General features: G+C 62.0%; 20 protein-coding genes. 14 read left to right on the top strand and 6 right to left on the bottom strand.

Going from position 1 to position 23,132, the window contains the following annotated elements:
* Positions 1-95: 95 nt before the first annotated feature.
* From AC5ZG5_RS33990 to AC5ZG5_RS33975, 4 genes are all read right to left on the bottom strand, one after another.
* Positions 96-1,415: a UDP-glucose dehydrogenase family protein gene (locus AC5ZG5_RS33990; RefSeq protein ID WP_456645334.1), complete on the bottom strand. Its 1,320-nt coding sequence runs from the start codon at positions 1,413-1,415 to the stop codon at positions 96-98.
* A gap of 46 nt (positions 1,416-1,461) precedes the next feature.
* Positions 1,462-2,253, bottom strand: a complete 792-nt coding sequence (locus AC5ZG5_RS33985; RefSeq protein WP_456645333.1) for an FkbM family methyltransferase — start codon at positions 2,251-2,253, stop codon at positions 1,462-1,464.
* A 79-nt stretch (positions 2,254-2,332) separates the two neighbouring features.
* Complete coding sequence (locus tag AC5ZG5_RS33980; RefSeq protein ID WP_456645332.1) at positions 2,333-3,766, bottom strand: mannose-1-phosphate guanylyltransferase/mannose-6-phosphate isomerase; 1,434 nt, start codon at positions 3,764-3,766, stop codon at positions 2,333-2,335.
* Between the two features lie 40 nt (positions 3,767-3,806).
* A complete protein-coding gene (locus AC5ZG5_RS33975; protein WP_028165262.1) occupies positions 3,807-4,568 on the bottom strand; it encodes a sugar transferase in 762 nt (253 codons plus the stop codon).
* Between the two features lie 560 nt (positions 4,569-5,128).
* Between AC5ZG5_RS33975 and AC5ZG5_RS33970 the strand changes: the two genes are divergently transcribed.
* From AC5ZG5_RS33970 to AC5ZG5_RS33925, 10 genes are all read left to right on the top strand, one after another.
* Positions 5,129-5,266, top strand: a complete 138-nt coding sequence (locus AC5ZG5_RS33970; protein ID WP_155255278.1) for a hypothetical protein — start codon at positions 5,129-5,131, stop codon at positions 5,264-5,266.
* An 89-nt stretch (positions 5,267-5,355) separates the two neighbouring features.
* Positions 5,356-6,090, top strand: coding sequence for a metallophosphoesterase family protein (locus tag AC5ZG5_RS33965; protein WP_456645331.1), 735 nt, complete (start codon positions 5,356-5,358; stop codon positions 6,088-6,090).
* 137 nt (positions 6,091-6,227) lie between these two features.
* The gene (locus AC5ZG5_RS33960; protein WP_130227818.1) at positions 6,228-6,821 is read left to right on the top strand and encodes a polysaccharide biosynthesis/export family protein; all 594 of its coding nucleotides are present in this window, start codon (positions 6,228-6,230) and stop codon (positions 6,819-6,821) included.
* A 457-nt stretch (positions 6,822-7,278) separates the two neighbouring features.
* Positions 7,279-8,550, top strand: coding sequence for an outer membrane beta-barrel protein (locus AC5ZG5_RS33955; protein ID WP_245474877.1), 1,272 nt, complete (start codon positions 7,279-7,281; stop codon positions 8,548-8,550).
* The gene (locus AC5ZG5_RS33950; protein ID WP_456645330.1) at positions 8,531-10,849 is read left to right on the top strand and encodes a polysaccharide biosynthesis tyrosine autokinase; all 2,319 of its coding nucleotides are present in this window, start codon (positions 8,531-8,533) and stop codon (positions 10,847-10,849) included. Before AC5ZG5_RS33955 ends, AC5ZG5_RS33950 begins: the two co-directional genes overlap by 20 nt.
* Positions 10,850-10,929: 80 nt before the next feature.
* Positions 10,930-12,222 carry a VpsF family polysaccharide biosynthesis protein gene (locus AC5ZG5_RS33945; RefSeq protein WP_456645329.1) on the top strand — a complete coding sequence of 431 codons (1,293 nt, stop codon included), beginning with the start codon at positions 10,930-10,932 and terminating at the stop codon, positions 12,220-12,222.
* Positions 12,223-12,242: 20 nt separating this feature from the next.
* Positions 12,243-13,316: a glycosyltransferase gene (locus AC5ZG5_RS33940; RefSeq protein ID WP_456645328.1), complete on the top strand. Its 1,074-nt coding sequence runs from the start codon at positions 12,243-12,245 to the stop codon at positions 13,314-13,316.
* A gap of 4 nt (positions 13,317-13,320) precedes the next feature.
* Complete coding sequence (locus tag AC5ZG5_RS33935; RefSeq protein WP_456645327.1) at positions 13,321-14,430, top strand: acyltransferase family protein; 1,110 nt, start codon at positions 13,321-13,323, stop codon at positions 14,428-14,430.
* On the top strand, positions 14,430-15,479 hold the full coding sequence (locus tag AC5ZG5_RS33930; protein WP_456645326.1) for an acyltransferase family protein: 1,050 nt from the start codon (positions 14,430-14,432) through the stop codon (positions 15,477-15,479). Before AC5ZG5_RS33935 ends, AC5ZG5_RS33930 begins: the two co-directional genes overlap by 1 nt.
* Before the next feature lie 2 nt (positions 15,480-15,481).
* Entirely contained in the window at positions 15,482-16,918 is a 1,437-nt protein-coding gene (locus AC5ZG5_RS33925; protein ID WP_456645325.1) for a lipopolysaccharide biosynthesis protein, read from the top strand.
* An 8-nt stretch (positions 16,919-16,926) separates the two neighbouring features.
* Here the strand turns inward: AC5ZG5_RS33925 and AC5ZG5_RS33920 are convergent, their stop codons facing one another.
* A complete protein-coding gene (locus AC5ZG5_RS33920) occupies positions 16,927-18,030 on the bottom strand; it encodes an endo-1,4-beta-xylanase (RefSeq protein WP_456645324.1) in 1,104 nt (367 codons plus the stop codon).
* Positions 18,031-18,236: 206 nt separating this feature from the next.
* Here AC5ZG5_RS33920 and AC5ZG5_RS33915 point away from each other — a divergent pair, with 206 nt between their 5' ends.
* From AC5ZG5_RS33915 to AC5ZG5_RS33900, 4 genes are read left to right on the top strand one after another with little or no spacing between them, the layout of a single operon-like run.
* On the top strand, positions 18,237-19,034 hold the full coding sequence (locus AC5ZG5_RS33915) for a WecB/TagA/CpsF family glycosyltransferase (protein WP_028165254.1): 798 nt from the start codon (positions 18,237-18,239) through the stop codon (positions 19,032-19,034).
* On the top strand, positions 19,031-20,305 hold the full coding sequence (locus AC5ZG5_RS33910) for a glycosyltransferase (RefSeq protein WP_130227813.1): 1,275 nt from the start codon (positions 19,031-19,033) through the stop codon (positions 20,303-20,305). The genes AC5ZG5_RS33915 and AC5ZG5_RS33910 overlap by 4 nt, the downstream gene beginning before the upstream one ends.
* 9 nt (positions 20,306-20,314) lie before the next feature.
* Positions 20,315-21,490, top strand: a complete 1,176-nt coding sequence (locus AC5ZG5_RS33905) for a glycosyltransferase family 4 protein (RefSeq protein WP_456645323.1) — start codon at positions 20,315-20,317, stop codon at positions 21,488-21,490.
* The gene (locus tag AC5ZG5_RS33900; protein WP_028165252.1) at positions 21,487-21,900 is read left to right on the top strand and encodes a hypothetical protein; all 414 of its coding nucleotides are present in this window, start codon (positions 21,487-21,489) and stop codon (positions 21,898-21,900) included. Before AC5ZG5_RS33905 ends, AC5ZG5_RS33900 begins: the two co-directional genes overlap by 4 nt.
* A gap of 4 nt (positions 21,901-21,904) precedes the next feature.
* On the opposite strand, the gene AC5ZG5_RS33895 is transcribed toward AC5ZG5_RS33900, so the two are convergent.
* Complete coding sequence (locus AC5ZG5_RS33895) at positions 21,905-22,903, bottom strand: class I SAM-dependent methyltransferase (protein WP_456645322.1); 999 nt, start codon at positions 22,901-22,903, stop codon at positions 21,905-21,907.
* Positions 22,904-23,132: the final 229 nt, after the last annotated feature.

Below are 23,132 nucleotides of genomic sequence, written 5' to 3'. Positions count from 1 at the left end.
TGAAGCAAAACGCCGGCCTCAACGGAGGCCGGCGCGCTACACCTTTATATGACGCCATACGATGCGGGCGCCTGCCGATAAGGCCGCCCCAGCGGCTAATACGCCAGCGGCTTCGGCCGGCCGACGCCGCAGTAATGAAAACCGTTCCGCGTCACATCCTCGGGCGAATAGATGTTGCGGAGATCGACGATCACGGGTGTTGCCATGATCGTTGCGATCTTCTTCAGGTCGAGCGCGCGGAACTGCTCCCATTCCGTCACGATCACGATCGCATGGCTTCCTCGCGCGCAATCATAAGCGTCGCGGCAGAAGGTGACGTTCTCGAACACCTTCTTGGCCTGCTCCATCCCGACCGGATCGAAGGCACGGATCGTCGCGCCCATATCCTGCAACGCCGTGATCAGCGGGATCGACGGCGCATCGCGCATGTCGTCGGTGTTCGGCTTGAAAGTGACGCCGAGCACGGCGATGGTCTTGCCGCGGATGTTGCCGCCGAAGGCATTCGCCACCTTGCGCGCCATGGCGCGCTTGCGCTGGTCGTTCACCGACACCACCGTCTCGACGATCCGCAGCGGGGCCTCGTGGTCCTGGCCGGTCTTGATCAGCGCCAGCGTATCCTTGGGAAAGCAGGAGCCGCCGAAGCCCGGACCGGCATGCAGGAATTTCGAGCCGATACGGTTGTCGAGCCCGATGCCGCGGGCGACCTCCTGGACATTGGCGCCGACCTTCTCGGCAAGATCGGCGATCTCGTTGATGAAGGTGATCTTGGTCGCAAGGAATGAGTTGGCGGCATATTTCGTCAGCTCCGCGGTGCGGCGGCTGGTGTAGAGGATCGGCGAGGTGTTGAGATGCAGCGGACGATAGACTTCGGCCATCACCTCCCTCGCAAAGGCATCCTCCGTGCCGATGACGATGCGGTCGGGATGCTTGAAATCCTGGATCGCGGCCCCTTCCCGCAGGAATTCGGGATTGGAGACGACGGCAAATTTCGCGTCCTTTTTCTCCTCGCGGATGATGCGCTCGACCTCGTCTCCGGTGCCGACCGGGACGGTCGACTTCGTCACCACGACTGCCGACTCCGGCAAGGCCGCGGCGATTTCGCGCGTCGCGGCGTAGACATGGGAAAGATCGGCGTGGCCGTCGCCGCGGCGGGACGGGGTGCCGACCGCGATGAAGATGACTTCGGAACGGCTGACCGCCCCCTTCAAGTCGGTCACGAAGGCCAGCCGGCCCTGCGCGATGTTTCTCGCCACCAGCTCCGAAAGCCCGGGCTCGTGGATCGGGATCTCGCCCTTGTTCAGCGCTGCGATCTTCTTTTCATCCTTGTCGACGCAAACGACGTAGTGCCCGAAGTCGGCGAAACACGCCCCCGACACCAGTCCGACATAACCGGCGCCGACCATCGTGATATGCATGACTTATCCTGTCTGACCAAAATGATCGCAGCGGCCGCACCGGTCATCATTTGACCAGCATCGACTCGCCATCGAGATGCTGCGGGAAGAAGAAGAAATTGTTGATATAAAACCGCCCTTCCTTGCGGCCACCATCCGCCTCGAGCGCCGCCGCATCCTGCAGCTCCTCGACATCGAACTTTTCGACGTCGACCACATCGCCTTCCTTCAGGAAGAAACCACGGTAGAACCGTTGCCGGAAGAAATCGAACACCGATTCCGTCGCGGCCGGCCGATGACGATCCTCCGCTTCCACCAGGAACACCGGCTGGCAGCGCTCCAGGAGTTCGACGGCACCGTTGAGGACGTTGAGCTCGTGCCCTTCCACGTCGATCTTCACGAAGGCGACCTCTTGATGCATCACCGAATCCAGTCGCGCCATCGGCACATGGGCGGCGACGATCGGATCGGCCGACGCCATCACACGCCGCTCAAGCGAGGCAAGGCCGTGGACCAGACCCGTGTCGCCGCGCGGAATGAAGAGTTCGGCGTCACCTTCGTGGTCCGACAGCGCGATCTCGTGCACGCTGACGTTTGAAGCAGATGTCCGCCGCAGCAGGCGCGCCATGTCGTGCGAGGGTTCGAAGGCGTGGACCTCGCGGGAAAGCCGCGCCAGCTTTCGCGTGTAGAGGCCGCAATTGGCGCCGATGTCGACCGTGACCGCATCGTCCGGGATAATCTTGTCGAGATAGGAAAGTTCCCGCTCCGCCGATTTCGGACGATGCATGAAGTGCCACTGCAGCCAGATCGATGGGAATGCATCCTTCAAGAGATCCTTGGCCTGCTGCTTGGCACCCATGTCCATTCCCTCCGTTATGTGTTGATGCGGATAGGATACTCCGAGACGCCGCCCGCTGGATTGGCTTGCGGCCGCCACGTCACACCCGGTGGTAGATATCCTGCACCCGGACGATGTCGTCCTCCCCAAGATACGTGCCCGACTGCACCTCGATCAGGTTGAGCGGAACCTTGCCCGGATTTTCCAGGCGATGCATGCAGCCGAGCGGAACGAAGATCGATTCGTTCTCGCGGAGCAGCACTTCCTCGTCGTCCCGCGTGACGATCGCGGTGCCGTTCACCACCACCCAATGCTCGGCGCGGTGAAAATGTTTCTGCAGCGACAGCTTGGCGCCCGGGTTGACAGTGATGCGCTTGACCTGGAAGCGGTCGCCGGCATGGATCGACGTGTAGTAACCCCACGGACGGTGCACGCTGTGGGTCTGCGTCGCGGCGCGATGGCCATTGGCCTTCAACCGCTCCACCAGCTTGCCGACATCCTGGGCGCGCTCGCGTTTGGTCACCAGCACCACGTCGGGCGAAGCGGTGATGACGAGATCCTCGACGCCGAGGGCGGCAACCAGCGGGCCGTCTCCCCGCACGTAGCAGCCGGAGCTGTCCTCGGCCACCGCATCGCCGATCACGACATTGCCGGATGCGTCCTTCTCGCCCATGGTCCACAGTGCCGACCAGCTTCCGACGTCGCTCCAGTCAAAACTGGCGGGAACCACCATGGCCTTGTCGGCCTTTTCCATCACCGCGTAGTCGACCGAGATGGACGGGCAGGACTCGAATGCCTTTTCTTCCAATCGCAGGAAATCGAGATCGCGCGTCGCGCCGGCCAGCGCCGCGCGGCAGGCATCCAGAATCGCGGGCTCGTGCCGCGCCAGTTCATCGATGAAGGCGCGTGCGGGCAGCAGGAAGATTCCGCTGTTCCACAGATGATCATTGCCGGCCAGCAAGCGCTCCGCGGTCACGGCGTCGGGCTTCTCGACGAAGCCCGCGACTTTGCGGATTTCGGGAAGATCGGCGATCCCGCCGCCCATGCGGATGTAGCCATATCCGGTCGCAGGCCCGGTCGGCTTGAGGCCGAACAGAACAAACTGTCCACGGCGCGCCGCCGGTAGCCCGCTCGCGATCGCGGCGCGGAACGCCGCGTGATCGCGCACCCAGTGGTCGACCGGCGTCACCAGGATCACCGCGCCGGGATCAACCTCGCTGGCGAGAAGCGCCGCGATCGCGACCGCCGGCGCCGTATTTCGTCCGAACGGCTCCAGCACCATGGTCGGATTGGCGATGCCGGCCGCGCGCAGTTGCTCGCCAATGGCAAAGCGATGCTCGGCATTGGCGATCACCATCGGATCGGCAAACAGCGACGGCTCCGTCACACGGTTCGCCGTCTGCTGCAGCAAGGTCTTCTCGCCGAGCAGCGCGAGCAGTTGCTTCGGCTGGTTCTCGCGCGACAGCGGCCAGAGCCGCGAGCCGGTTCCGCCCGACAAAAGAACTGGGACTATGCGGCCGCGTGGCTGCAGCATTCTGTCGCTCCCCTTGTTGTGATGCTTGGATGTCGGCGGGCTAGAAGCCGCTGCCGGACAGGAATTCGCGGCGGACGGTGCGCACGATGATCATGACGTCCATGCGCAAGGACCAGCGCTCGATGTAGTCGAGGTCGTAATCGATCCGCGAGATCGCGCGGCCGGCCTCAACCGTGCTTCCGCGGCAGCCGCTCACCTGCGCAAGGCCGGTGATCCCGGGCCGAGCGCTGTGGCGCTGGAAGTAATACGGCACGAGGTCCTCATAAGGCAGCTCAGCGGCCAGCATGCCCGGGACATGCGGGCGCGGGCCGACCAGCGACATGTCGCCCTTGATGACATTGATCAATTGCGGGATTTCATCGAGGCTCGTCTTGCGCAGGATCCTGCCGATCGGGGTGACTCGGGAATCGCCCTGCACGGTCTGCTTGACGCCGCGCACGTCGCCGGCGTCGGTCCGCATCGAGCGGAACTTGTAGATCTTGAAGCGCCGGTTTCGATAGCCGTACCGGTATTGGTGAAACAACACCGGTCCTCGCGACGTCAGCTTGATGCCGATGGCGATCGCGATCAAGAGCGGCGCGAAGAACAACAGCGCTGCGCTTGCAACCACGATATCGAAGATGCGCTTTGAGATGGAAGAACCCGGCTCAGTCCGCACCGCGCCGCGCGGGCGCTTTGCTCGATAGGGGCTATATGAATTGCTGCCGGCATATTCGACCGGCCGCATCGAGATGGTGCTCCGCTTGTTGCGGAGCGACCTGATACTGTCCTGGTCGAAGTTGGCTGTGACGATGGCGGCCATTTGCTCTCGCTCTCTCTGTTGAACCCAAAGAGGTCACAAGCGCGACGACGCAGACCGTCACTGCCCGTCTCGCGGGCACCTTCGCAATTGCGAATTTTCCTGCGTAGCAGAGACGCGTCTCGATCGCGCGGCGGTATAACTCTACGAACTCTTTGAGCGAAATGGGGCAGCAAAACGAAAATGTTGCGCGCGGTTTTGCATCGCGGCATCGTGAGCTTTGTGCGATGCAAAGAATCCGTTTTGTTCGGAAGCGCTTAGGTTGAAGTGCACGCGAAATGCGCTGCGTGTGTTTCGATGCAGCCATGCATTAACGCAAACCTGGAACCACGCGCGAATCGGATTCGATTCAGAAATGGCCACGCAACGGCTATATCAAGCACTTAATCTGTGCGATCATTTTTGAAGGATTTCTTTCACTGCATACTAAAGCGCCACTCGTACTCTCCCCGACGCGATCATTTCAATTGATGGTCTTCTCGATGATTGCGGGACGTCAACACCCGAAAACGGCCTTAACGAAGAAGCCGCTTGTCTCGGAAAGATTTTCCAGGGAGGCGCCAATGATCGCGGCGCGTTTGGATCGCCCTGAACCAAAACGACTCGATCCTGCGGGGCGTAAATTGAGGAACCGCATCATCCTGACGAACATGCTTGCCTGGATCGTGATCATTCTGCTCATCCGAATGATCTTCTTCTAGACTTTATACAGGCAAGGGAAACGGGAACAGGTGCCGCTGCGGCGGCGCCGCCGATTGACCTCATGACGGTTCCATGATCGAAGCAGTCGATGATGCGGCCGCCAGTTGCATATCCCGCGTTCGTTGCACCTTCGGCTCCCGCAGACACGCGCATCTACGCGGTCGGCGACATTCACGGACGCGCCGACCTGCTCGCCGAGACCATTGCGCGTATCGACGACGACATAAGCCGGCGGCCGATCCGCTACGCGCTCGAGATCTATCTCGGCGACTATATCGACCGCGGCCCCGATTCCAAGACCGTGCTCGATCTGTTGGCAGTTCGCCTCGTCAGGAATCACGCGGTTTGCCTGCGTGGCAATCATGAAGAGCTGTTGCAACACTTTCTTGACGATCCGGCGGCGTTCGCGCAGTGGCGGCGGCTCGGCGGCATGCAGACGCTCGCCTCCTATGGCGTGTTTCCGCGCGACGTGCCCGTCTCCGAAGTCAACCTGCAGCGCCGCTTTCTCAACGTGTTCCCGCGCACGCATGTCCTGTTCCTGCAATGCCTGCGCGACAGCTTTATCTGTGGTGACTTCTTCTTTGCCCATGCCGGGCTGCGCCCCGGCGTTCCGGTCGAGCAGCAGCATCCGGAGGATCTACTTTGGATCCGCCAGGAGTTTCTCAGTTCGGATGAAGATCACGGCAAATATGTCGTGCACGGCCACACCCCGGTTCCCCATCCCGACATCAGGCATAACCGCATCAATATCGACACCGGCGCGTGGAGAAGCGGGACCCTGACCTGCATCGCCATTGAAGGAACAGCGATTCTGGTCCTGTGACAGACGATGGCGCCATTAACGCTGCGCGATCATGGAACCGCATGGAGCTGTCGCGGAACCACTACCCACATTTTTTCGCCTTGTTTCCTCACTTATGCTCCGCGCCGTTACTGACGGACTTTCGTGGGGATGCAGTCATGCAGCAACAATCAATCCGTGTCGCCCGCGCGGCGCCACGCAATATTCTATTTGCGTTTGTTTTGGCGAGCATCGCAAGTTTTGCAACTTGCGCGTCGGCTCAAACGCAAACCGGCTCGCATGCGTTCTCGACAGGGACCTACGTGCTCGGTCCGAACGACAGAGTGCGTGTGAAGGTCTATGGGGAGCCCGACATCACGGGAGAGTATGAAATCGACGCGAGCGGTCAGGTCTCGATTCCACTTGCAGGACGCATGAGGGCGTCCGGCATGACGACCAAGCAGTTGGAACGCGCGATCACATCCGCGCTATCGAAGGACATCGTGCGTGATCCGAAGGTGAACGTCGAGATCGTCGCGTACAGACCTTATTACATCCTCGGCGAGGTCAAGAAGGCCGGCGAGTATCCGTACCGCCTTGGTCTGACGGTGATGGATGCGGTCGCCAGTGCCGGCGGATTCACCTATCGCGCCAACGAGGGCAAGGTCTATCTGCGCCGATCGGGCAGTCCAGCGGAGGAGATCTACGCGCTCGATGCACCGATCCTGGTGTTTCCTGGCGACAACATCCGGGTTCCCGAGCGCTACTTCTGAGTGGCTCGTTCGACGGAGCAATCTCGTTCGCAAATCACGCGCGTAAACATTTACGTCATGCGCGCTGCCATAGTGTCGTCGATTTGCGATGAGTATTATTTTGCAATGCAGAAAACTTTTTCCCGCGACGCACGTTAATGCGCGGGAAGATGTTCTCTGATCAAACCAGCAATGCTCCGTAGTGCGCGCGTAACAAGTGCAAAGGGCTGCCATGTCAATGCGCAGTCCGCGGTGAATTTGTGAGCACGGGCAGCCGGGCCTTAGAACTTCACCGCTCCAGAGTTCCCGCAAGGGATGGATTATGGGACGCACGACTGCATTTGGCTGGTTGAACGCGATTGGAACGAGTGGGTCGCAGACCCGTTCGGTCGTCGCGTTCGGTCGCCGCGGACTGAAGATCCTACCCGCGCCGGTGACTGCGATTGTGCTTGGACTCGGATCGCCAGCGGAGGCGCAGGTGCTCCCTTGGCCGAATGAGGAGGTGGCGCCGCCATGGAACGCGCAACAGATCTTCGAGCCATCTCCGTTACCCAAGCTGACCGATCCTGACACCCGTGAAGCCATCCCGCCGGAGGACACGCCCGTGAAAGGCCGTCTACAGCCTGGCTATGAGCCTGTCGGCATTCGCTCGGGCTCATGGATGTTCAATCCGTCGCTGATCACTGGCGGGTTCTTCGACAGCAACGTATTCGCGTCGAATACCGACATCCGAAGTGACGTCGCGGCCGTGGTCGAGCCGTCGCTGCGTGCCCACACGCTATGGGAACGGCACGGCCTTGACCTCAAGCTCGATGCCCAGGAGACGGTCTATAAGCAGAACTCCAGCCTCAACCAGACCAATGCCAGCCTGAAGGGCAATGGCTGGCTCGACATTGCCCATGACATGGTGCTTCTGGGCAGCTTCCAGGTCGCGCATCTCAATGAGGGGGTTGGTTCGCTGAGTTCGCCCGCCAACGCCATCGCGCCGACACCTTATAATCTGTACTCAGGCGATGTGACGCTGCGCAAGGAATTCAACCGGCTGACCACCTCGGTCGGATTCAGCACCGATTCCTACGACTACGGCTCGACCGTCTCGCAGGACGGCAGGACCATCAACCAGGATGCCCGCGACGGACAGATCTACTCGCTCCATAGCCGGATCGATTATGCGTTTTCCGAGACCCTTGGCTGGTTCGGCAGCGCCGAGGGCAATGTGCGCGACCTCCGCGGCCAGCCTCTCCAGCCGCTGAGCTCCCAGGGCTATCGTGCGCTCACCGGCGTCACCCTCGGACTGGCGCGCCTGATCACCGGCGAAATCGGCTTCGGCTATGTGCAGCAACAGTTCGTCGATCCGACTATCGGCACGATCGCAGGCCCGACCTATCACGCCAGGCTGACCTGGAGCCCGACGCGGATGATCGACGTTCACTTCAACGCCGAGCAGATCGTCACGGAGACTTCCGTCACGAGTGCGAGCGGCGTGCTCGCCAACGCCGTGCAGTTCGGGCTGGACTATGAGTTCCGTCGCAACGTCATCGTTTCGTTCTACGGCGCCTATGAGATCGACCGCTTCTTCGGGCAGCCGCGCAAGGATCAGGTCACCACGTCCGATGCCCGCGTCAAATATTTGCTGAATCGTTTCGCCGCGATCGCGGTCTACTACCGCTTCACGTCGCGCGAAAGCAACATTCCGACTTTCAGCTACGACAAACACCTGGTGGGATTGAATGTTACAACGCAGTTCTGAGCACCTGCCTCGCCCTCCGGAAGAGAGGACGGAACCTGCCGCAAGTCGCTGGCAGGCTCCGACCGTCGATCTGCGCGAGATGGCGCGTATCCTGCGCCGCCGCTACAAGCTTGCCATCCTGCCCGCTGTCGTGCTGGTCGCACTCGGGCTGACCTACTGCCTGCTGGCCACGACTTTATATACGGCAACCGCGACCGTGCTGGTCGATCCACGCCGAGCCGCCGCTGTCGAGACCAACAGCCAGACCGCGCTTTCGAACTATGGCACCGATGATGCAACCATCGAAAGCCAGTCATTGCTGATCCAGTCGATCGCGATCCTGGACCGTGTGGTCCGCAGGCTGAAGCTGACGCAAGATCCGGAATTCATCCCGACACCAGGCCTCCTCGATCCGGTCAAGCGGCTGTTCGCCTCGGCTGCGCCCGAAGGCGCGGCGGATCCGCAAGACGCGGCGCGCGCGCGTTCGATCGAAATCCTGCAGAAGCGCATGAAGGTGACTCGGCAAGGCACGACCTTCCTGGTCGATATCAATGTCAGCTCGGAATCGCCGTCGAAAGCCGCTATTATCGCCAACGCGGTCGCGGACGCCTATTTCGAGGATCAGGTCCGCGCCAAGAATGACGCGACCCGCATCGCGGCTAACTGGCTCGGCGGCCAGATCAACGATCTCAAATCGAGGGTCGTCGCCTCCGAGAAGGCGGTTGAGGATTTCCGATCCGCCAACAATCTGACGGTGTCGCAGGGCGTGACCGTCAACGACCAGCAGATCACCGACCTCAACAACAAGCTGATCGCCGCGCGGGTGCAGACCGCGGAGGCGCGCGCCAAATACGACCAGGTGCAGCAGATCGCCAAATCCGGTGGCGACCCCGGCGGAATCAATGCGGCGATTTCGTCGGATATGATCACGAAGTTGCGCACGCAATATGCCGACATTGCCAAGAACGAGGCCGATCTCTCCAGCAAATACGGCGCGCGGCATCCGCTCGTCACCAATGTGCGCGCGCAGCTCAAGGACACCCAGCGGCTGATCAACGAGGAAATCAAGCGGATCCTCGAGAGCACCAAGCACGATTACGACGTGGCGCTCTCCCGCGAAAACTCGCTGAGCCAGAGCCTGGAGCAGTTGCAGAACGTATCCAATACTTCGAGCCAGGCCCAGGTACGGCTGCATGAGTTGCAGCGCGAGGCCGAAGCCAACCGCACGCTCTATGAATCCTATCTGGCGCGCTCGAAGGAAGCGACGTCGCAGGAAAGCCTGGAATTGCCGGATTCGCGGGTGGTGACCAAAGCCAGCGTTCCGATCCGTCCCTCCTCGCCGAAGACCATGCTAATCCTGGGCCTTGCCGGGATGCTCGGCCTCGGCTTGGGAACCGTGCTCGCCTTCGGGGCCGACTATCTCGACGGCCGCATCAAGACGCTGGAGCAGGCGGAGTCGATATCGGGCGTGCCGGCGCTCGCCGCGGTGCCGTTGATCGGCACAAGGGAGCTTGCAGGATTGGCGCGGCGGCGCGGACGGGGCGAACTCGAAAATCACGATCCGAGAACGGTCAAGCTGTTGCCGGCCGCCTTGCAACCGCCTTTGATGCGCTATGCGATCGACGAGCCCGCCACATTCTTCGCGGAAGCGATTCGCTCGGTTCGCCTGGCGCTGCAACGGACGATGCGGCTGCAGCCGGTCAGGGTCGTGCTCGTCACCTCCGCCCTGGACAGCGAAGGCAAGACCACGCTTGCCGGCAATCTGGCGCAGTCGCTGGCGACGTTGGGTATCCGGACGCTTCTGATCGACGGCGATCTCCGCAACCCGCAACTCACCCGCTCGCTCTGCCCGCGCGCCGACATCGGATTGTTGGACGTGGCCCTGGGACGCGCGGCTATCGACCAGGCGATCCTGACCGACGAAAGCACCGGACTGTCCGTGCTGCCGTCGACCGCGGTCAAGCAGGCCGAGATCATCACCGAACTGATGTTCTCCGACCGCATCGTCGATGTGCTCGATCACTTACGTCATCGCTACGAATTGATCATCGTCGACTCGCCGCCGCTGGTGCCGCTGGTTGACGGCCGGGCGCTGGCCGAGCTTGCGGACCGCATCATCCTGGCGCTGGCCTGGGATCAGACCCCGCGTGAGGTCCTGGCCCACACCATCGACCTGCTCTCGCCGGTCTCCGATCGCATTCTCGGCACCGTTCTCACGCGCGTCGACCTCAGTCGCCTGCAGTTCTACGACTACTACCGCAGTTCCGCCTATCTCAAACCATACGGAACCGCGAGCCTCAGCCCCGGAGCGGCGCGGTGAACACGCGCAGCTTTGCCAGCCAACCTTTAAGCCTGCCCGGCGCGGTGTCGCACGCACCGTCCGGAACGCGGACGCGTGGGATGACGTTCGACACGTTTGTCGAGTGGCTGGCGACGGGCTTCCTTGCGCTCGCAGTCGTCGCCATGTTCATGCTCTCGGCGGGCATGCTCACCGCCGTGAAGATCCACTATCTGACGGCGGGCGGCAATTTTTACGAGAAGCTGCATCCAGCGACGTACTTTACCTTCCTCGCCTTTTTCCTGCTGCTGATACGCAGCCGCGGGCCGATTGGCGAGATCGACCGGATGTTCTCGCAGTCGAAGCTCCTCTTGTTCTATCTGCTCTGCTGGCTGTTCCTGCTGGTGCAGATGTTCGTGCTGGAACGGCCGTTCACGGTGATCTTCGATACGTTCTTGACGCCGGTCGTGTTATGTCTTGCGATCTGGCAGCTCTCACCGTCGCAACGACGGCCGCTCGCCTGGGCGATCCATGTCACGATTCTCGTGAATATCGTGGTCGGCTATTATGAGTATTTCTCAGGTCACCGCCTGATTCCGCTGACAATGGGCGACATCGTCGTCCTCGGCGAATGGCGCTCCTCGGCGTTTCTCGGCCATCCCCTCACGGCATCGGGCGTGGTCGCGGGCTATGTGCTGGCGCTGCTGCTGCGGCCGGCGCTCTGCCCTCCGATTCTGATACGAGTGCCGCTGATCGCCTTCAGCCTGGCCTCGCTCATGGCGTTCGGCGGCCGGACCGCGCTGGTGACCGTGCTGATCGTGATGGGACTGCTTGTCGGGATCGAGATGCTCCACATGCTGCGGGGCAAGCGCATCCCGCTCTCGGCCGCGATCCTTGCCATTTGCCTGCTGTTCGCAGCGGGCGCAGTCGGATTTGCCGCGCTCGATCTCGGCATCTTCGACAAGATGCTGCTGCGCTTCTCCTCCGACAAGGGCAGCACGCTGGCACGCTATGCCACCTTTCACCTGCTGTCGTATTTCGACTGGCAAGAATTGCTGCTCGGCCCCAATCCGGTCCGGGTGACTTCACTGCAGAGCCAGCTCGGCCTCGACTATGGTATCGAGAATTTCTGGATCTCCTGCATCGCGCAGTTCGGCGTCATCCACACCGTTGCGCTGACGATTGGGCTCGCTTGCCTCTTCACCGAGATCATCCGACGCGCCGACCGCGGCGTCTGGGCGATGCTGCTGCTGATGTTGACGATCGCTGCGAGCTCGGTGAGCTTCTCGTCCAAGAATATCCAGCTTGCACAGTTCATCGTCCTGATCACCGTGCTGCTGCCGCGCGACGAATATCGGCGGACAGCCCCTCCGCCTCCCGTCGCTCAGCGCCGTTACCGGCCTGCTCCCGCGTAAATCTGGCGTCAGGACATCGTATGGACATCTACGTCGACAACACCCATCTCGGACGTCACGTCACCGGACTCGAGCGCATTACGCTCGAACTGTTTTCCGCGTCCGCGCTCGCTCCGCTCAATGTGGTGCCGGTCACCGCGCGCGGCACGCGCCAGATGGTGACGACCCAGACCTTTGGCTTGCCGATGCGGCTTGCGACCTCGTCGGCGATACTGCTGTGCCCCGGTTTTCCGCCGAGCCCGCTATTGCTGCCGTTCGCCTCGCGCGTGCTGCCCTACATCCACGATGATTTCCTGGTGACCAGGCCCGCCGAACTGAACGCACGTGCCCGGCTCTATATGGCGCGTCCCTTCAAGCTGGCGCTGCGGCACTATCCGCGATTCCTTGCCAACTCCAACGATACAAGGCGCCGGATCGCCGCCTATACCCGACCCGATGCCGAGATCACGCTGTACCGTCCCTCCGTGCGCAACGTGTTCGGATTACAGTCGGAGCAGCGCGCCGGCCGCGCGACTGCGCCGCCACCGCTGCGGCTGGTCGCCCTCGGCACCGTCGAGCCGCGGAAGAATTTCAAGGCGGCGGCCGCGCTCGTCGGGGCGCTGCGCGGAAGAGGTTTTGCCGACGCCACGCTGGATATCGTCGGCCGGCGGGGCTGGGGCGACGACTGGCAAGCGCTGGAAGCCATGCCGGGCGTTACGCTGCACGATTATCAACCGACCGAGCGCGTCAGGGAATTGCTTGATACGGCCGACCTGTTCGTCTGCACCTCGCATGACGAAGGGCTCGGCCTGCCCTTGCTCGAAGCGCAATATGCCGGGCTGCCGATTGCAGCACCCGATGCGCCGATCTTCCGTGAGGTGCTCGACGCCTCCGGCATCTTCATCAATCCCGCCGAGCCCACCGCCGCCGCGGCGCAGATTGCAGCTGCGCTGTCGATCCAGAATTGGCGGACGCGCTATGTCGCGCTCGCCGAGCAGAATCTTGCTCGCTGGAACGCGCTTGCCCATGGCGACCGCGAGGCGGTGATCGACCTGATCTCGCGCCTTGCTGCCCACCCCCTCTCCTCTGGCCAGTTCAACCCGAAGCGGATCTAAACTTTTGCACAAGACCACCAACGCGATGCGGCACCTCGACAGCCTGCGGATCATCGCCGCTTGCGCTGTGGTGATTTTGCACTATTCCGATTATTTCAAGGAGCTGCCGACCGGGCGCATCATCATCGCCCATGTCTGGCATTTCAACCTGTTCGTCGACCTGTTTTTCGTGGTTTCCGGCTTCGTCATCGCGCGTCAATATCATGACGACGTCGGCGACGGCCCCGCCATCGGACGCTTCCTCTGGCGGCGCATCGCCCGCATCTATCCACTGCATCTCGCCACGCTGACATTCTATATTGGCATTGCTTTCGCGCTTTCGTTTGGCATCGCGCACACGGACAATCCCGGGCGCTATTCGTTCTCCGATCTGCCGGCGCAATTCCTGTTGCTGCATGCTTTCGTCGGTGAACGGTTGACGTTCAACTTCCCGAGCTGGTCATTGTCGGCGGAAATGTTCTGCTATCTGCTGTTTCCGCTGATCGTTGCGCTCACATTGCAGCGCAAAGTACTGATCATCGCGCTTGTAGCGTTGTCTGCGCTTGCTAACAGCATTTGGGCAGCGACCATGGATACCCTGCCATGGTCCGAGTGGATCAACTTGGGCGGAGCCTTCCGCGCGGTTCCCGCGTTCAGCCTCGGCATTGCCTGTTCCCTCTACCGCGACCAGATCGCGCGCTGGCCCGCAACGCGCGGCGCCCTGATTTCGACGCTTGTTGCATTCATCTTGTTCGGATCGTGGCTGACGCCAATGGCTGCGCTGGTTGCGGTCTACGTGATCGCCGTACTCGCGATCCAACTCGACTGCAGCGGCCGCGATACGTTGCTATCGATGCTCAAGCTCGATCGCTTCGCGCCACTGACTTATTCCAGCTATATGCTGCACATGCCTATCGCAACCGTCATCATCACCTTGGATTCGCGTCTGATGCTTTTCGCCTCTCCCGATGCCAAGCTGATCCTGGCGCCCGTGTCGATCATCATCCTTGGCATCGTGAGTGTGCTGTCCTACCGATACTTCGAGACGCCGTCACGACGCTACCTGACCGACCTCTACGACCGCCGCTTCGTCAAGCCGGTGGCGGCACCGATCTCCCATCGGGAGATCGCGTGATGACGCTCGCGACGTCGGCACAGGCAGACATCGTTCACGCCCGCACGGATGCGCGGGCGACGAGCCGCGACGCCGTGATCGATACCATGCGGGGCGTGGCCATCCTGATGGTGATCGGGATCCATTCCCTGCCGCAGCCGCTCGATCTTGCATGGACCAAGGCGATCGATGCCGCGCTGCGGCCTTGCGTACCCATCTTCCTGTTCGCGTCCGGGTACCTGACCGCGCGCGCCGGACGTGTGCCATTGTTCAAGCGGCTGAAGGCGGCGGTGTTCCCCTATACGATCGCCTTCATCGCCGCCTATCTCTACATGGCCCTGCACAATCCCGCGATGGATCATCGCGTAACCACGACGTTGGCGCGGTTCGCACTCGCTTATGTCTTCGTGTACTACTACGTGTTCGTCTATGTCGGCTGCACCGTCGTGCTGTGGCTGATCTATGCTGCCGCCGGAACGGACCGGCAGAACACGGAGCAGCGGATGACAATCCTGCTCGCCCTTGCGATCGGTTTCGGGCTTGTCGCCGGAAGCTACCTCGATCCCCTGCTGTTCCATCTCGGCTTTGCCGAATCGTTCGTCGATGAAGCCCGGATGCGCGATATCCCCTTCTGGTTTTCGTTCATGGCTGTAGGCGCGCTGACGGCAACGTTCGCCGGCGTGGCCGCACGGAGCATGCGCGCGATCGTTGTCGGCGCCATGCTGTTTGCCTATTTGCTGTATCTGTCCGTGCGCCTGTCCGGAATCGGCGATGCGGCAGTCTACGACTCGACGGCGTTCTTCCTGTACGCGGCGCTGTTCAGCCTTGCGCTGCTGGTGTTGCAGCCGAGCGCAGCCTGGCTCGCGAGCCTCGGCTCGGGCAGCTATTTCATCTATCTCTGGCACATCTTCATCGTGATGTTGCTGCGTGACCACGCCGGATTGCGCCAGTTCGGCCCCGCCGTCAGTTTTGCGATCACTTTCGGACTGACAGCACTGGTCAGCATCGCTGCGCTAGGCGCGGTCAAGCAGTTCTCCTCCGCGCGCGTTGCCCGCTGGCTGGGAGCGTGAGGATGTTGCTGCGCCACACACTGCTCTACCTCCCTGCGCAGTTCGTCGGGCCGCTGTTCCAGTTGATTGCGATGATCGTATGGACCCATGTGGTCAACGATCACACGCTCGGCATCATCACGCTAGTCACCGCCACACACGAATTCCTGCAGATCGCGTTCCTGGCCTGGTGGTCGCAATACGCACTGCGCTTCTCCGGCCGCTACAAGGATGGCGACGCGCCGCGCTTCTACCGCACCGAAAATGCGGTGCTGCTGGCGTCGGTCCTGCTGCAGAGCATTGTCATCGTCGTCGTGCTGCGCCTCGTCATTTCACCCGACGCGCACTTCGGCATGCTGCTGGCGGCCGTCGCCTACGTGGTGACCCGTTCGCTGAACCTCTATATCGGCGAGCGCGCCCGCGCCCAGCAGCAGATCTGGGTTTACACGATCCAGCAGGTGGTCGGCCCCGCATTCGGCTTTGCCGTGGGCCTCGTGATGATCAAGCTGTTCGGCCAATCCGCCGAATGGCCGCTGGCCGGATACGCCGTCGCGCAACTCGCGGCTGCGCTGGTCGTGCTGCCGAAGATCGCCTACGGCCGCCGCCTGTGGCCGATCGATCGCGAGATCGTGGTGCACGCATTGCATTACGGCGTTCCCCTGATCATCGGTGGCGGGCTCGGCTGGGTCGGCCTCAATGCCTCGCGCTTCATCATCAACGAGATGCAGGGTGTGGCCGCCGCCGGCCTGTTCGCCGTCGGTTACGGACTGGGACAACGCGCCGCCGCGGTCGCCGCCATGCTGGTGACGGCCGCCGCCTTTCCGCTCGCAGTCAAGAGCATGGAGCAAAGCGGCAGCAAGGCGGCAATGCGGCAGCTTGCCGATAACACCGCGCTGCTCGTTGCGATTCTCGCGCCAAGCCTGACCGGCATCTTCATGCTGCGACTCGAGATCGTACACCTTCTGATCGCGGTGCCGTTCCAGCAGGCAACGCTGAGCGTGCTGCCGCTCGCGACACTCGCCGGCGCGATCCGCAACCTTCGCGCCCATTTCGGCGACCAGGTCTTCCTGCTGCATAACCGCACGCGCTGGATGATGGCGATCTCCGCCATTGACGCCACCATGACGGTGATCCTCAGCGTGGTGTGCCTGCGCTACTGGGGACTTGCCGGCGCGGCAGGCGCCACGGTTCTCGCTGCGACTGCGGCAGCCGCCACGAGCTTCAGCATCGGCTTCTCGCTGTTCGGGTTGACGCTGCCGTTTGCGCACCTGGCGCGCATTGCCGTTGCGACCGTCGCGATGGCGGCGCTGCTCCGCGAGTTCCCGGAAGCGCGAAATGCGATCATGCTCGCGGCACATATCGCAGCCGGGGCGGCGGTCTATCTGACAATGCTGGCGCTGCTGTACGCACCGTCACTCCTGAAGATGCTGCGGGCACGCCCGCAACATTCCGGAGCATGACGATTCTGTTACGCTTTCTTCGCATTCTCGAACGCGCGTGCGATCGCGAACCACAGCGGCTTTCGCTGCATCGATGAATCATAAGGTAGTGGCCGCGGCAGGCGTTGCGCCAGCGGATCCTTCTTCTTGGCAGCATCCGTGTAGAAGGAATAATTGTCCGCCAACTCCCAGGCGATCACCATCTTGACCGCCGGCACCCGCAACGCGTTGTTGAGGAATTTCTCCGCAGTCTCGGCGATCATCGCGTCGCGGGTTGCGATATCGTCCGGGAACGTGTCGTCGCGCACATCGAATTCGGTGATGTAGATGTCCACGCCGCGTGATGCGAGTTCATGCAGGAACTCGACGAACCGTCCCGGATCATGCGGATAGCGCGGCTGCAGGTGACCCTGCAAGCCGATGGCCGCGAGCGGCACGCCAGCCTGCTTCAATTCATCGACAAGACGCAACAATCCGCTGCGCACGATGTGCCCCACCTCGTCATCGCGCTCGGTCTGCGCCTCGTTAAGAACAAATTTGGTTTTCTTGTCGACCATGGCCGCGCGTTCGTAAGCACGGCGGATGTAGCCGGTTCCGCCGAAAGCGTCATACCACGGCCCTAATCTGTAGCCGCCGGGCGCTTTGTGGCCGGGCCAGAACGGCTCGTTGACGACATCCCATGAATGCAACTTGCCGACGTAGCGGCTGACCACTTCTTCTATATAGGAGTCGAAGAACGCCTGACGCTCCGCGTTGCTCATGCTCTTGATCCACTGCGGAACCCAATCATTCCAGATCAGGCAATGACCGCGCATCGGAATGCGATTGCTCGCACAAAATTGCAGCAGACGATCCGCGCTCTCGAAACGTTTGGGGCCAGGTTGTGGCGCGATCGTGCCCATTTTCATCGCAACGTCAGTTGTGATGATGCGCGTTTGCGTTGTGTAAAGCTCGCGATACGCAAGGTCCTTGTCGATCACGGGGCCAGCGGCAGCGCCAAAGGCAAAGCCATGTTGTGCAGCGATTGCACCGAGACTCTGTCCTTGCGCCGGCGCCGCAGTTGAAATTCCTGCACGCGCGGCGACGCCTGAGGCTGCGAGAATGGCGAGTGCACTTCGTCGCGACATCTGCATGGCTGCTCTCCATCAAGTGAATGCATTCGTTGCGCTGAATCATTTTTGCACAGCGGCATCGCCATCGTTGCGACGCAATAGTTCTATTTCGTGACGCCGCTCGTCGAGGAAGAGTCTTCGAGATGCGAGTTCCCATCGCACAAGCATTGAGCATGCCGACGACTTCCATCAGCGCACCTCGGCTTCTCTCGCACCTGGAGATCGACATGCCGGAAATACAGACGCAGCCTGCGACATCCAATCTCAATGTTGATGGCATCTCCATCAACATTGGTTCACTTCCCGAAGCGGTGAACTCGATCGTATCGGCTGCGCAGCAAGGCGAAAACTTCAGCGTATGCACGTTGAATCTCGATCATGTCGTTCAACTGCAACAGCGGCCTGACTTCCGTGCTGCCTATCGTCGTGCAAAATTTGTGACGGCGGACGGGTTCCCGATCGTCGTGCTGTCGCGTTTGCTTGGCACGCATATCGAGCGGACCACCGGCGCCGATCTCGTGGAACCGCTCTGCGAGGAAGCGCGAAAGAAGGGCCTTCCTGTATTCCTGCTTGGGTCGAATGACGCGACATTGAAGATGACCGCGCAACGTCTGTCGGAACGGTTCCAGGGCCTGCAAGTTGTGGGATGGTATGCGCCCGGCCCCAACTTCGATCCTTATTCCGCCGAGGCCGATCATGCGATCGAACTGATCCGCGAGTCCGGTGCAAGACTCTGTTTCGTTGCGCTCGGCGCGCCCCGCCAGGAAGTATTTGCCGCGCGCTGCCTCGACGAGCTCGATGGCACTGGTGTGTTGTGCATCGGCGCGGCGCTCGATTTCATCGCCGGCACGCAGAAGCGCGCGCCGTCGGTTACCCAGAAGGCCGGACTCGAATGGGCTTGGCGCATGCTGAACAACCCAAGCCGGCTCGGACCGCGCTATGCCCGCTGCATGGCCGCCGTTCCGGGACTCGTTGCGCGCACGCTGCCCCAGATCATCAACGCACGAATCCGGAAGACCGCATGACCTCGACCGTCACACTGGCGCTGCGCGCCCGCAATGCAAGCCGCGTTCGGCCACGCTATCAGATCTGCCTGCTCCATCCGTTCGATCCGCGCGGCCAAAAGGTCGGCGGGCTCGAGACCTATATCCGCGACTTCATCACCTTCCATCCTGACAACACCGACATCCTGTTCGTCGGCGTGGATTCGATCGGTGACCTCACCCTCGGCGAAGTGCACCGGGTCACATTCCGCGGCCGCACCTTCGATTTCCTTCCGATCCTTCGCTACAGCGATGCCCAGGCGCGTGAAGCCGCGCGCACCATTCGTTCCTCGTTGACAGGCCAGTTCTTCGTGGCACTGCTGCGTCATTTCGGCCAGATCGCACGGCTGGTACGGACACGGCGATGCTCGATCGATTTACGTCGGGTTGAGTTCTCCTGGCTGCCGGCGATCTTGCGTCTCCCCTTCGTGCAGATGCTACATGGCGAGGGCGCGCCGAAACTGCAGATGGATTCGCTGCTCCGGAAATATTCCTTCGTGCACAATACCGGCGAGCGGTTCGCCGTGACGATGAGCGAGAAGTTCCTCTGCGTTAATCCATTCATCACCGAGCGGATGCAGAAGACCTATCCGCGCAGCAAGGACAAGATCGATACGCTGTGGACCTGGGTCAATACCGACATCTTCCAGCCGCAGCCGTTCCCGGAGAGCATGTCGCCATTCCAGATCGTGTTCGCCGGCAGGCTCGACGAATTCAAGGACCCGCCGCTGATGTTCCGCACCATCGAGCGATTGCGACAGCGGCTGAACGGCCCGATCCGCTTTCACTATATCGGCACCAGCGACCCGCATCGCTTCAGCGAGTTTGCCGCGATCGAGGACATCACCATTCGCCACGGCTTCAAAGATGCCACGGGCATGGCGAAGACGCTGGCGGAGGCGCATGCGGGCATCCTCACCTCAGAATTCGAGGGCATGCCGCGCTGCGTTCTGGAAACGCTTGCGGTCGGCCGTCCCGTTGTCGCGATGCATCTGCCGCAGCTCGAATCCGTCATCCATGATGGCCAGAGCGGCTATCTGGTGACACGGGATGGCAGCCGCGACGATATGGTGGAGACTCTGGCACAGCGCTTCATCGATGTCCGCGACGCCATCGACGGCGGCAAGATCACGCCCGAGCAGGTCGCCGATGCGATCCAGGACTTCACGCCGGCCACGCAACTGGCGCGCGTGTACCGCTACCATCAGGAAATTCAGGACGCCCGCGGCTTCGCCGCCGCCACGGCCTCTTGAGGCATCGACGTGAACATCCTGCTGCTGACCAGTGAGTTTGCTCCCGCCATGGGCGGGATCGGCACCTATGCAGGGGAGATCGCCGCCGCCGCGGCCCGGCTCGGCGCGCGCGTCACCGTGGTTGCGCCGGACTACGGACAGGACAATGCAGGCCGCGATCGCACGCTGCCGTTCGAAGTGGCCCGCTTTGCCGGTGGCCTGCATTCGATGAAGGAGCTGCCGGCGAAAATGCTGCTGGCACGCAACAAGGTTCGGGAGCATCCATACGATGTGATCCATGCGGCCGATTGGCCGTTCTTCATTCCCGTCGCATTGTCGCGCTGGCAGACGCGGGCACGCGTGCTGATGACCGTGCACGGCACCGAGATCAACGAAACCCAGACACCGTTGAAGCGATTTGCAATCCGCAGCGCCGGCGTGTTCGGCCCGCGGACGGAGATCGTGGCGAACAGCCGCTACACCAGGGATCTGTTCCGAGAACGGTTTGCCGTTGACGCAGGACAAATCAGCGCGATCAGTCTCGGTGTTTCCGACTTCTGGTTCGGCGAGCGACGCGATCGTGCGGACATCCGCGCCGGCCTTGGGCTGGCGCCGGAGCGGCTGGTCATAGTCACCGTCGCGCGGATCACCCACCGCAAAGGACATCATCTGACGCTCGCGGCACTGGCGCGCCTCCCCGAGCGGTTGCGCCAGCGTATCACCTGGCTCGTGATCGGCCCGAATGGCGAGGCCGACTATGTCAACGAACTCCAGCGCTTGATCGAAACCGCGAACTGCGATGTCCGCCTGCTCGGTCCGCTGCCGAATGAAGAGATCCGCGACATCTATGGCGCGGCTGATCTGTTCTGCCTGACGGGCCTTCCGGATTCCTCCGGCCGGGTCGAGGGATTCGGGCTGGTCTATCTCGAGGCCGGTGCCGGCGGCGTGCCGAGTGTTGCGACGGCTGTCGGCGGCGTTCCCGACGCTGTGCTGCCGGATCAAAGCGGCATCCTTGTTGCGCCCGATAGCGACAGCATTTCCGCGGCGATCGCCAGGTTCGCCGAGAATGACGAACTGCGTGCGAGCCTTGCCGCAGGCGCGCTGGCCCATGCACGCGCATTGTCCTGGGAACGTTGCGCTGCCGCGACCTACGGACTGGCTCGGAACGAGCGGCCTGCGCCGCAGGCTGAGGTGGTGACGGCATGAGGCGGATCGCCGCCGCCGCGATCCTGCTTGTGCTCGCCACCGGCACGGCACACGCCGGCGCCGACAACTGCCGCCGAAGCCGCGAATACTTGTTGGGTAGCCTCGGCGGCGATCTGAAGTTGCCGCCCCAATCCTACAACGATCTGTTCAAGATCTGTATGGCGGCGAGCAGCATGACGAATGTGAAGGACGCCTATATCCTCAAGGACGGCGGTATCGCGGTCGTTCCCAAGCAGGACACCGTTCCTGCCACGGCGTCGACATTGTCGCAATTCTGCGACGCCTATCCGAGTGCGACGCTGCGCTTCCTCACCAGCAAGGAAGTGCTGACGATGAAATCCGTCGTCGACATCGTGCAGCTTTCCTCGACCTCGGCGACACCTTGCAAGAAGATCAAAGGCCTCACCTGAAGCGTCACTTCTGCGCGTCATAGTAGCGCGGCATGGCGTGCGGATCGAGCGGACGCTCCGCCCGGCGTCCGAGGAAGAAGAAGCCGCTCGCCGCATCCGATCCGGGGCGGCCGCGCGTCAACGGATCGAGCAGGCGGATCCAGAAGAACGGCAGCGCGACCAGGCGCGAGAGCTTGTCGCCGGCGCCGAGCGCACGGGCGAAATAGCGGATCGACCACACCAGCGCGACGCCTGCGCCGCCGACGCGGCCCGCGCGGATTTCCGCGAACTGCTTGAACAGCCAGCGATGGCCGCTCCGCGTGAAGCGCGAGAAATCATAGCCGCGCTCATGCACTTGTTGCATGAACGGCGTTTCGGCATAGACGAGGCCCCTGCGCCGCAGCACGCGGTGAATCTCGCTCACGACGGACGTGGGCTCGAGGACGTGTTCGAGCACGGCCTGGATCCAGACGCCGTCAAACACGCCATCCTCGAACGGCAGCCGGTGCGCGTCGGCCACCAGCAGCGTATAGGGCGACGCGTAAACATCTGTTCCGATCAACTCGATGGAGTCATCCATGTAGAGTTCGTCGGCGCCGTCGCCCACGGCACCTCCGCCGATGACGAGCACGACCGGCCGCTCCGATTCCTGCTTCAGGAGCTCGATGAAGCGTGCACAGTTTGATTGCGCCACCTGATTGCCGCCGAAGGTGAGCTGATGGAGCCGCGAGCTGATCGAGCGGCGCGAAACGTCGCGGTGAAACACCGAACCATTGCCGCCACCATACATTCCGCGCTCGAAGACGCTGGCGGCGAAATCGATCAGCACCGGCTGGTCCTCGACCACCGGAAACCCGCTTCTTGAGTATTCACACGTCACGTTGGAACAGAACAGCCGCGCGTCGATCTCGCGCAGCGACGCCGCACAACGGGGACAGCGAACCGCGCGCCGCCACCAATCGGTCTGCGCCCACGTGTCCAATCGGTCGGTGACAGAGGAATCCAATGAAGCCCCTTCGTTCAAGCGATGTTCCTGGGTTCCGCCCTAGGAACTAGTTGTGATTTTTTGTTGCAGATTGCGGCACGTCGGCGACGCAACAAGCAAACGCGTGCGGGGTTGGATGGTTCTGTCTGATGGGCGCATGGACTTACCTTCAGCAAGCCACAATATGCCCGCCGCCGGTCAGGCCACGCATCGACACAGGCCCGCGCTTTCGAACGTGAGAATGTTTCTTCAAATTGTCAGCACGATG

Source organism: Bradyrhizobium sp. Ses1 (assembly GCF_059512365.1).
This window is presented reverse-complemented; position numbering and strand designations above follow the sequence as displayed.

Coding starts and splice junctions, on each gene's coding strand:
- AC5ZG5_RS33950 (WP_456645330.1), top strand. CDS start 8,531: ATGTTACAACGCAGTTCTGAGCACCTGCCTCGCCCTCCGGAAGAGAGG.
- AC5ZG5_RS33910 (WP_130227813.1), top strand. CDS start 19,031: ATGACCTCGACCGTCACACTGGCGCTGCGCGCCCGCAATGCAAGCCGC.
- AC5ZG5_RS33965 (WP_456645331.1), top strand. CDS start 5,356: ATGATGCGGCCGCCAGTTGCATATCCCGCGTTCGTTGCACCTTCGGCT.
- AC5ZG5_RS33975 (WP_028165262.1), bottom strand. CDS start 4,568: ATGGCCGCCATCGTCACAGCCAACTTCGACCAGGACAGTATCAGGTCG.
- AC5ZG5_RS33930 (WP_456645326.1), top strand. CDS start 14,430: ATGACGCTCGCGACGTCGGCACAGGCAGACATCGTTCACGCCCGCACG.
- AC5ZG5_RS33970 (WP_155255278.1), top strand. CDS start 5,129: ATGATCGCGGCGCGTTTGGATCGCCCTGAACCAAAACGACTCGATCCT.
- AC5ZG5_RS33980 (WP_456645332.1), bottom strand. CDS start 3,766: ATGCTGCAGCCACGCGGCCGCATAGTCCCAGTTCTTTTGTCGGGCGGA.
- AC5ZG5_RS33940 (WP_456645328.1), top strand. CDS start 12,243: ATGGACATCTACGTCGACAACACCCATCTCGGACGTCACGTCACCGGA.
- AC5ZG5_RS33915 (WP_028165254.1), top strand. CDS start 18,237: ATGCCGGAAATACAGACGCAGCCTGCGACATCCAATCTCAATGTTGAT.
- AC5ZG5_RS33900 (WP_028165252.1), top strand. CDS start 21,487: ATGAGGCGGATCGCCGCCGCCGCGATCCTGCTTGTGCTCGCCACCGGC.
- AC5ZG5_RS33960 (WP_130227818.1), top strand. CDS start 6,228: ATGCAGCAACAATCAATCCGTGTCGCCCGCGCGGCGCCACGCAATATT.
- AC5ZG5_RS33985 (WP_456645333.1), bottom strand. CDS start 2,253: ATGGGTGCCAAGCAGCAGGCCAAGGATCTCTTGAAGGATGCATTCCCA.
- AC5ZG5_RS33925 (WP_456645325.1), top strand. CDS start 15,482: ATGTTGCTGCGCCACACACTGCTCTACCTCCCTGCGCAGTTCGTCGGG.
- AC5ZG5_RS33945 (WP_456645329.1), top strand. CDS start 10,930: ATGACGTTCGACACGTTTGTCGAGTGGCTGGCGACGGGCTTCCTTGCG.
- AC5ZG5_RS33990 (WP_456645334.1), bottom strand. CDS start 1,415: ATGCATATCACGATGGTCGGCGCCGGTTATGTCGGACTGGTGTCGGGG.
- AC5ZG5_RS33920 (WP_456645324.1), bottom strand. CDS start 18,030: ATGCAGATGTCGCGACGAAGTGCACTCGCCATTCTCGCAGCCTCAGGC.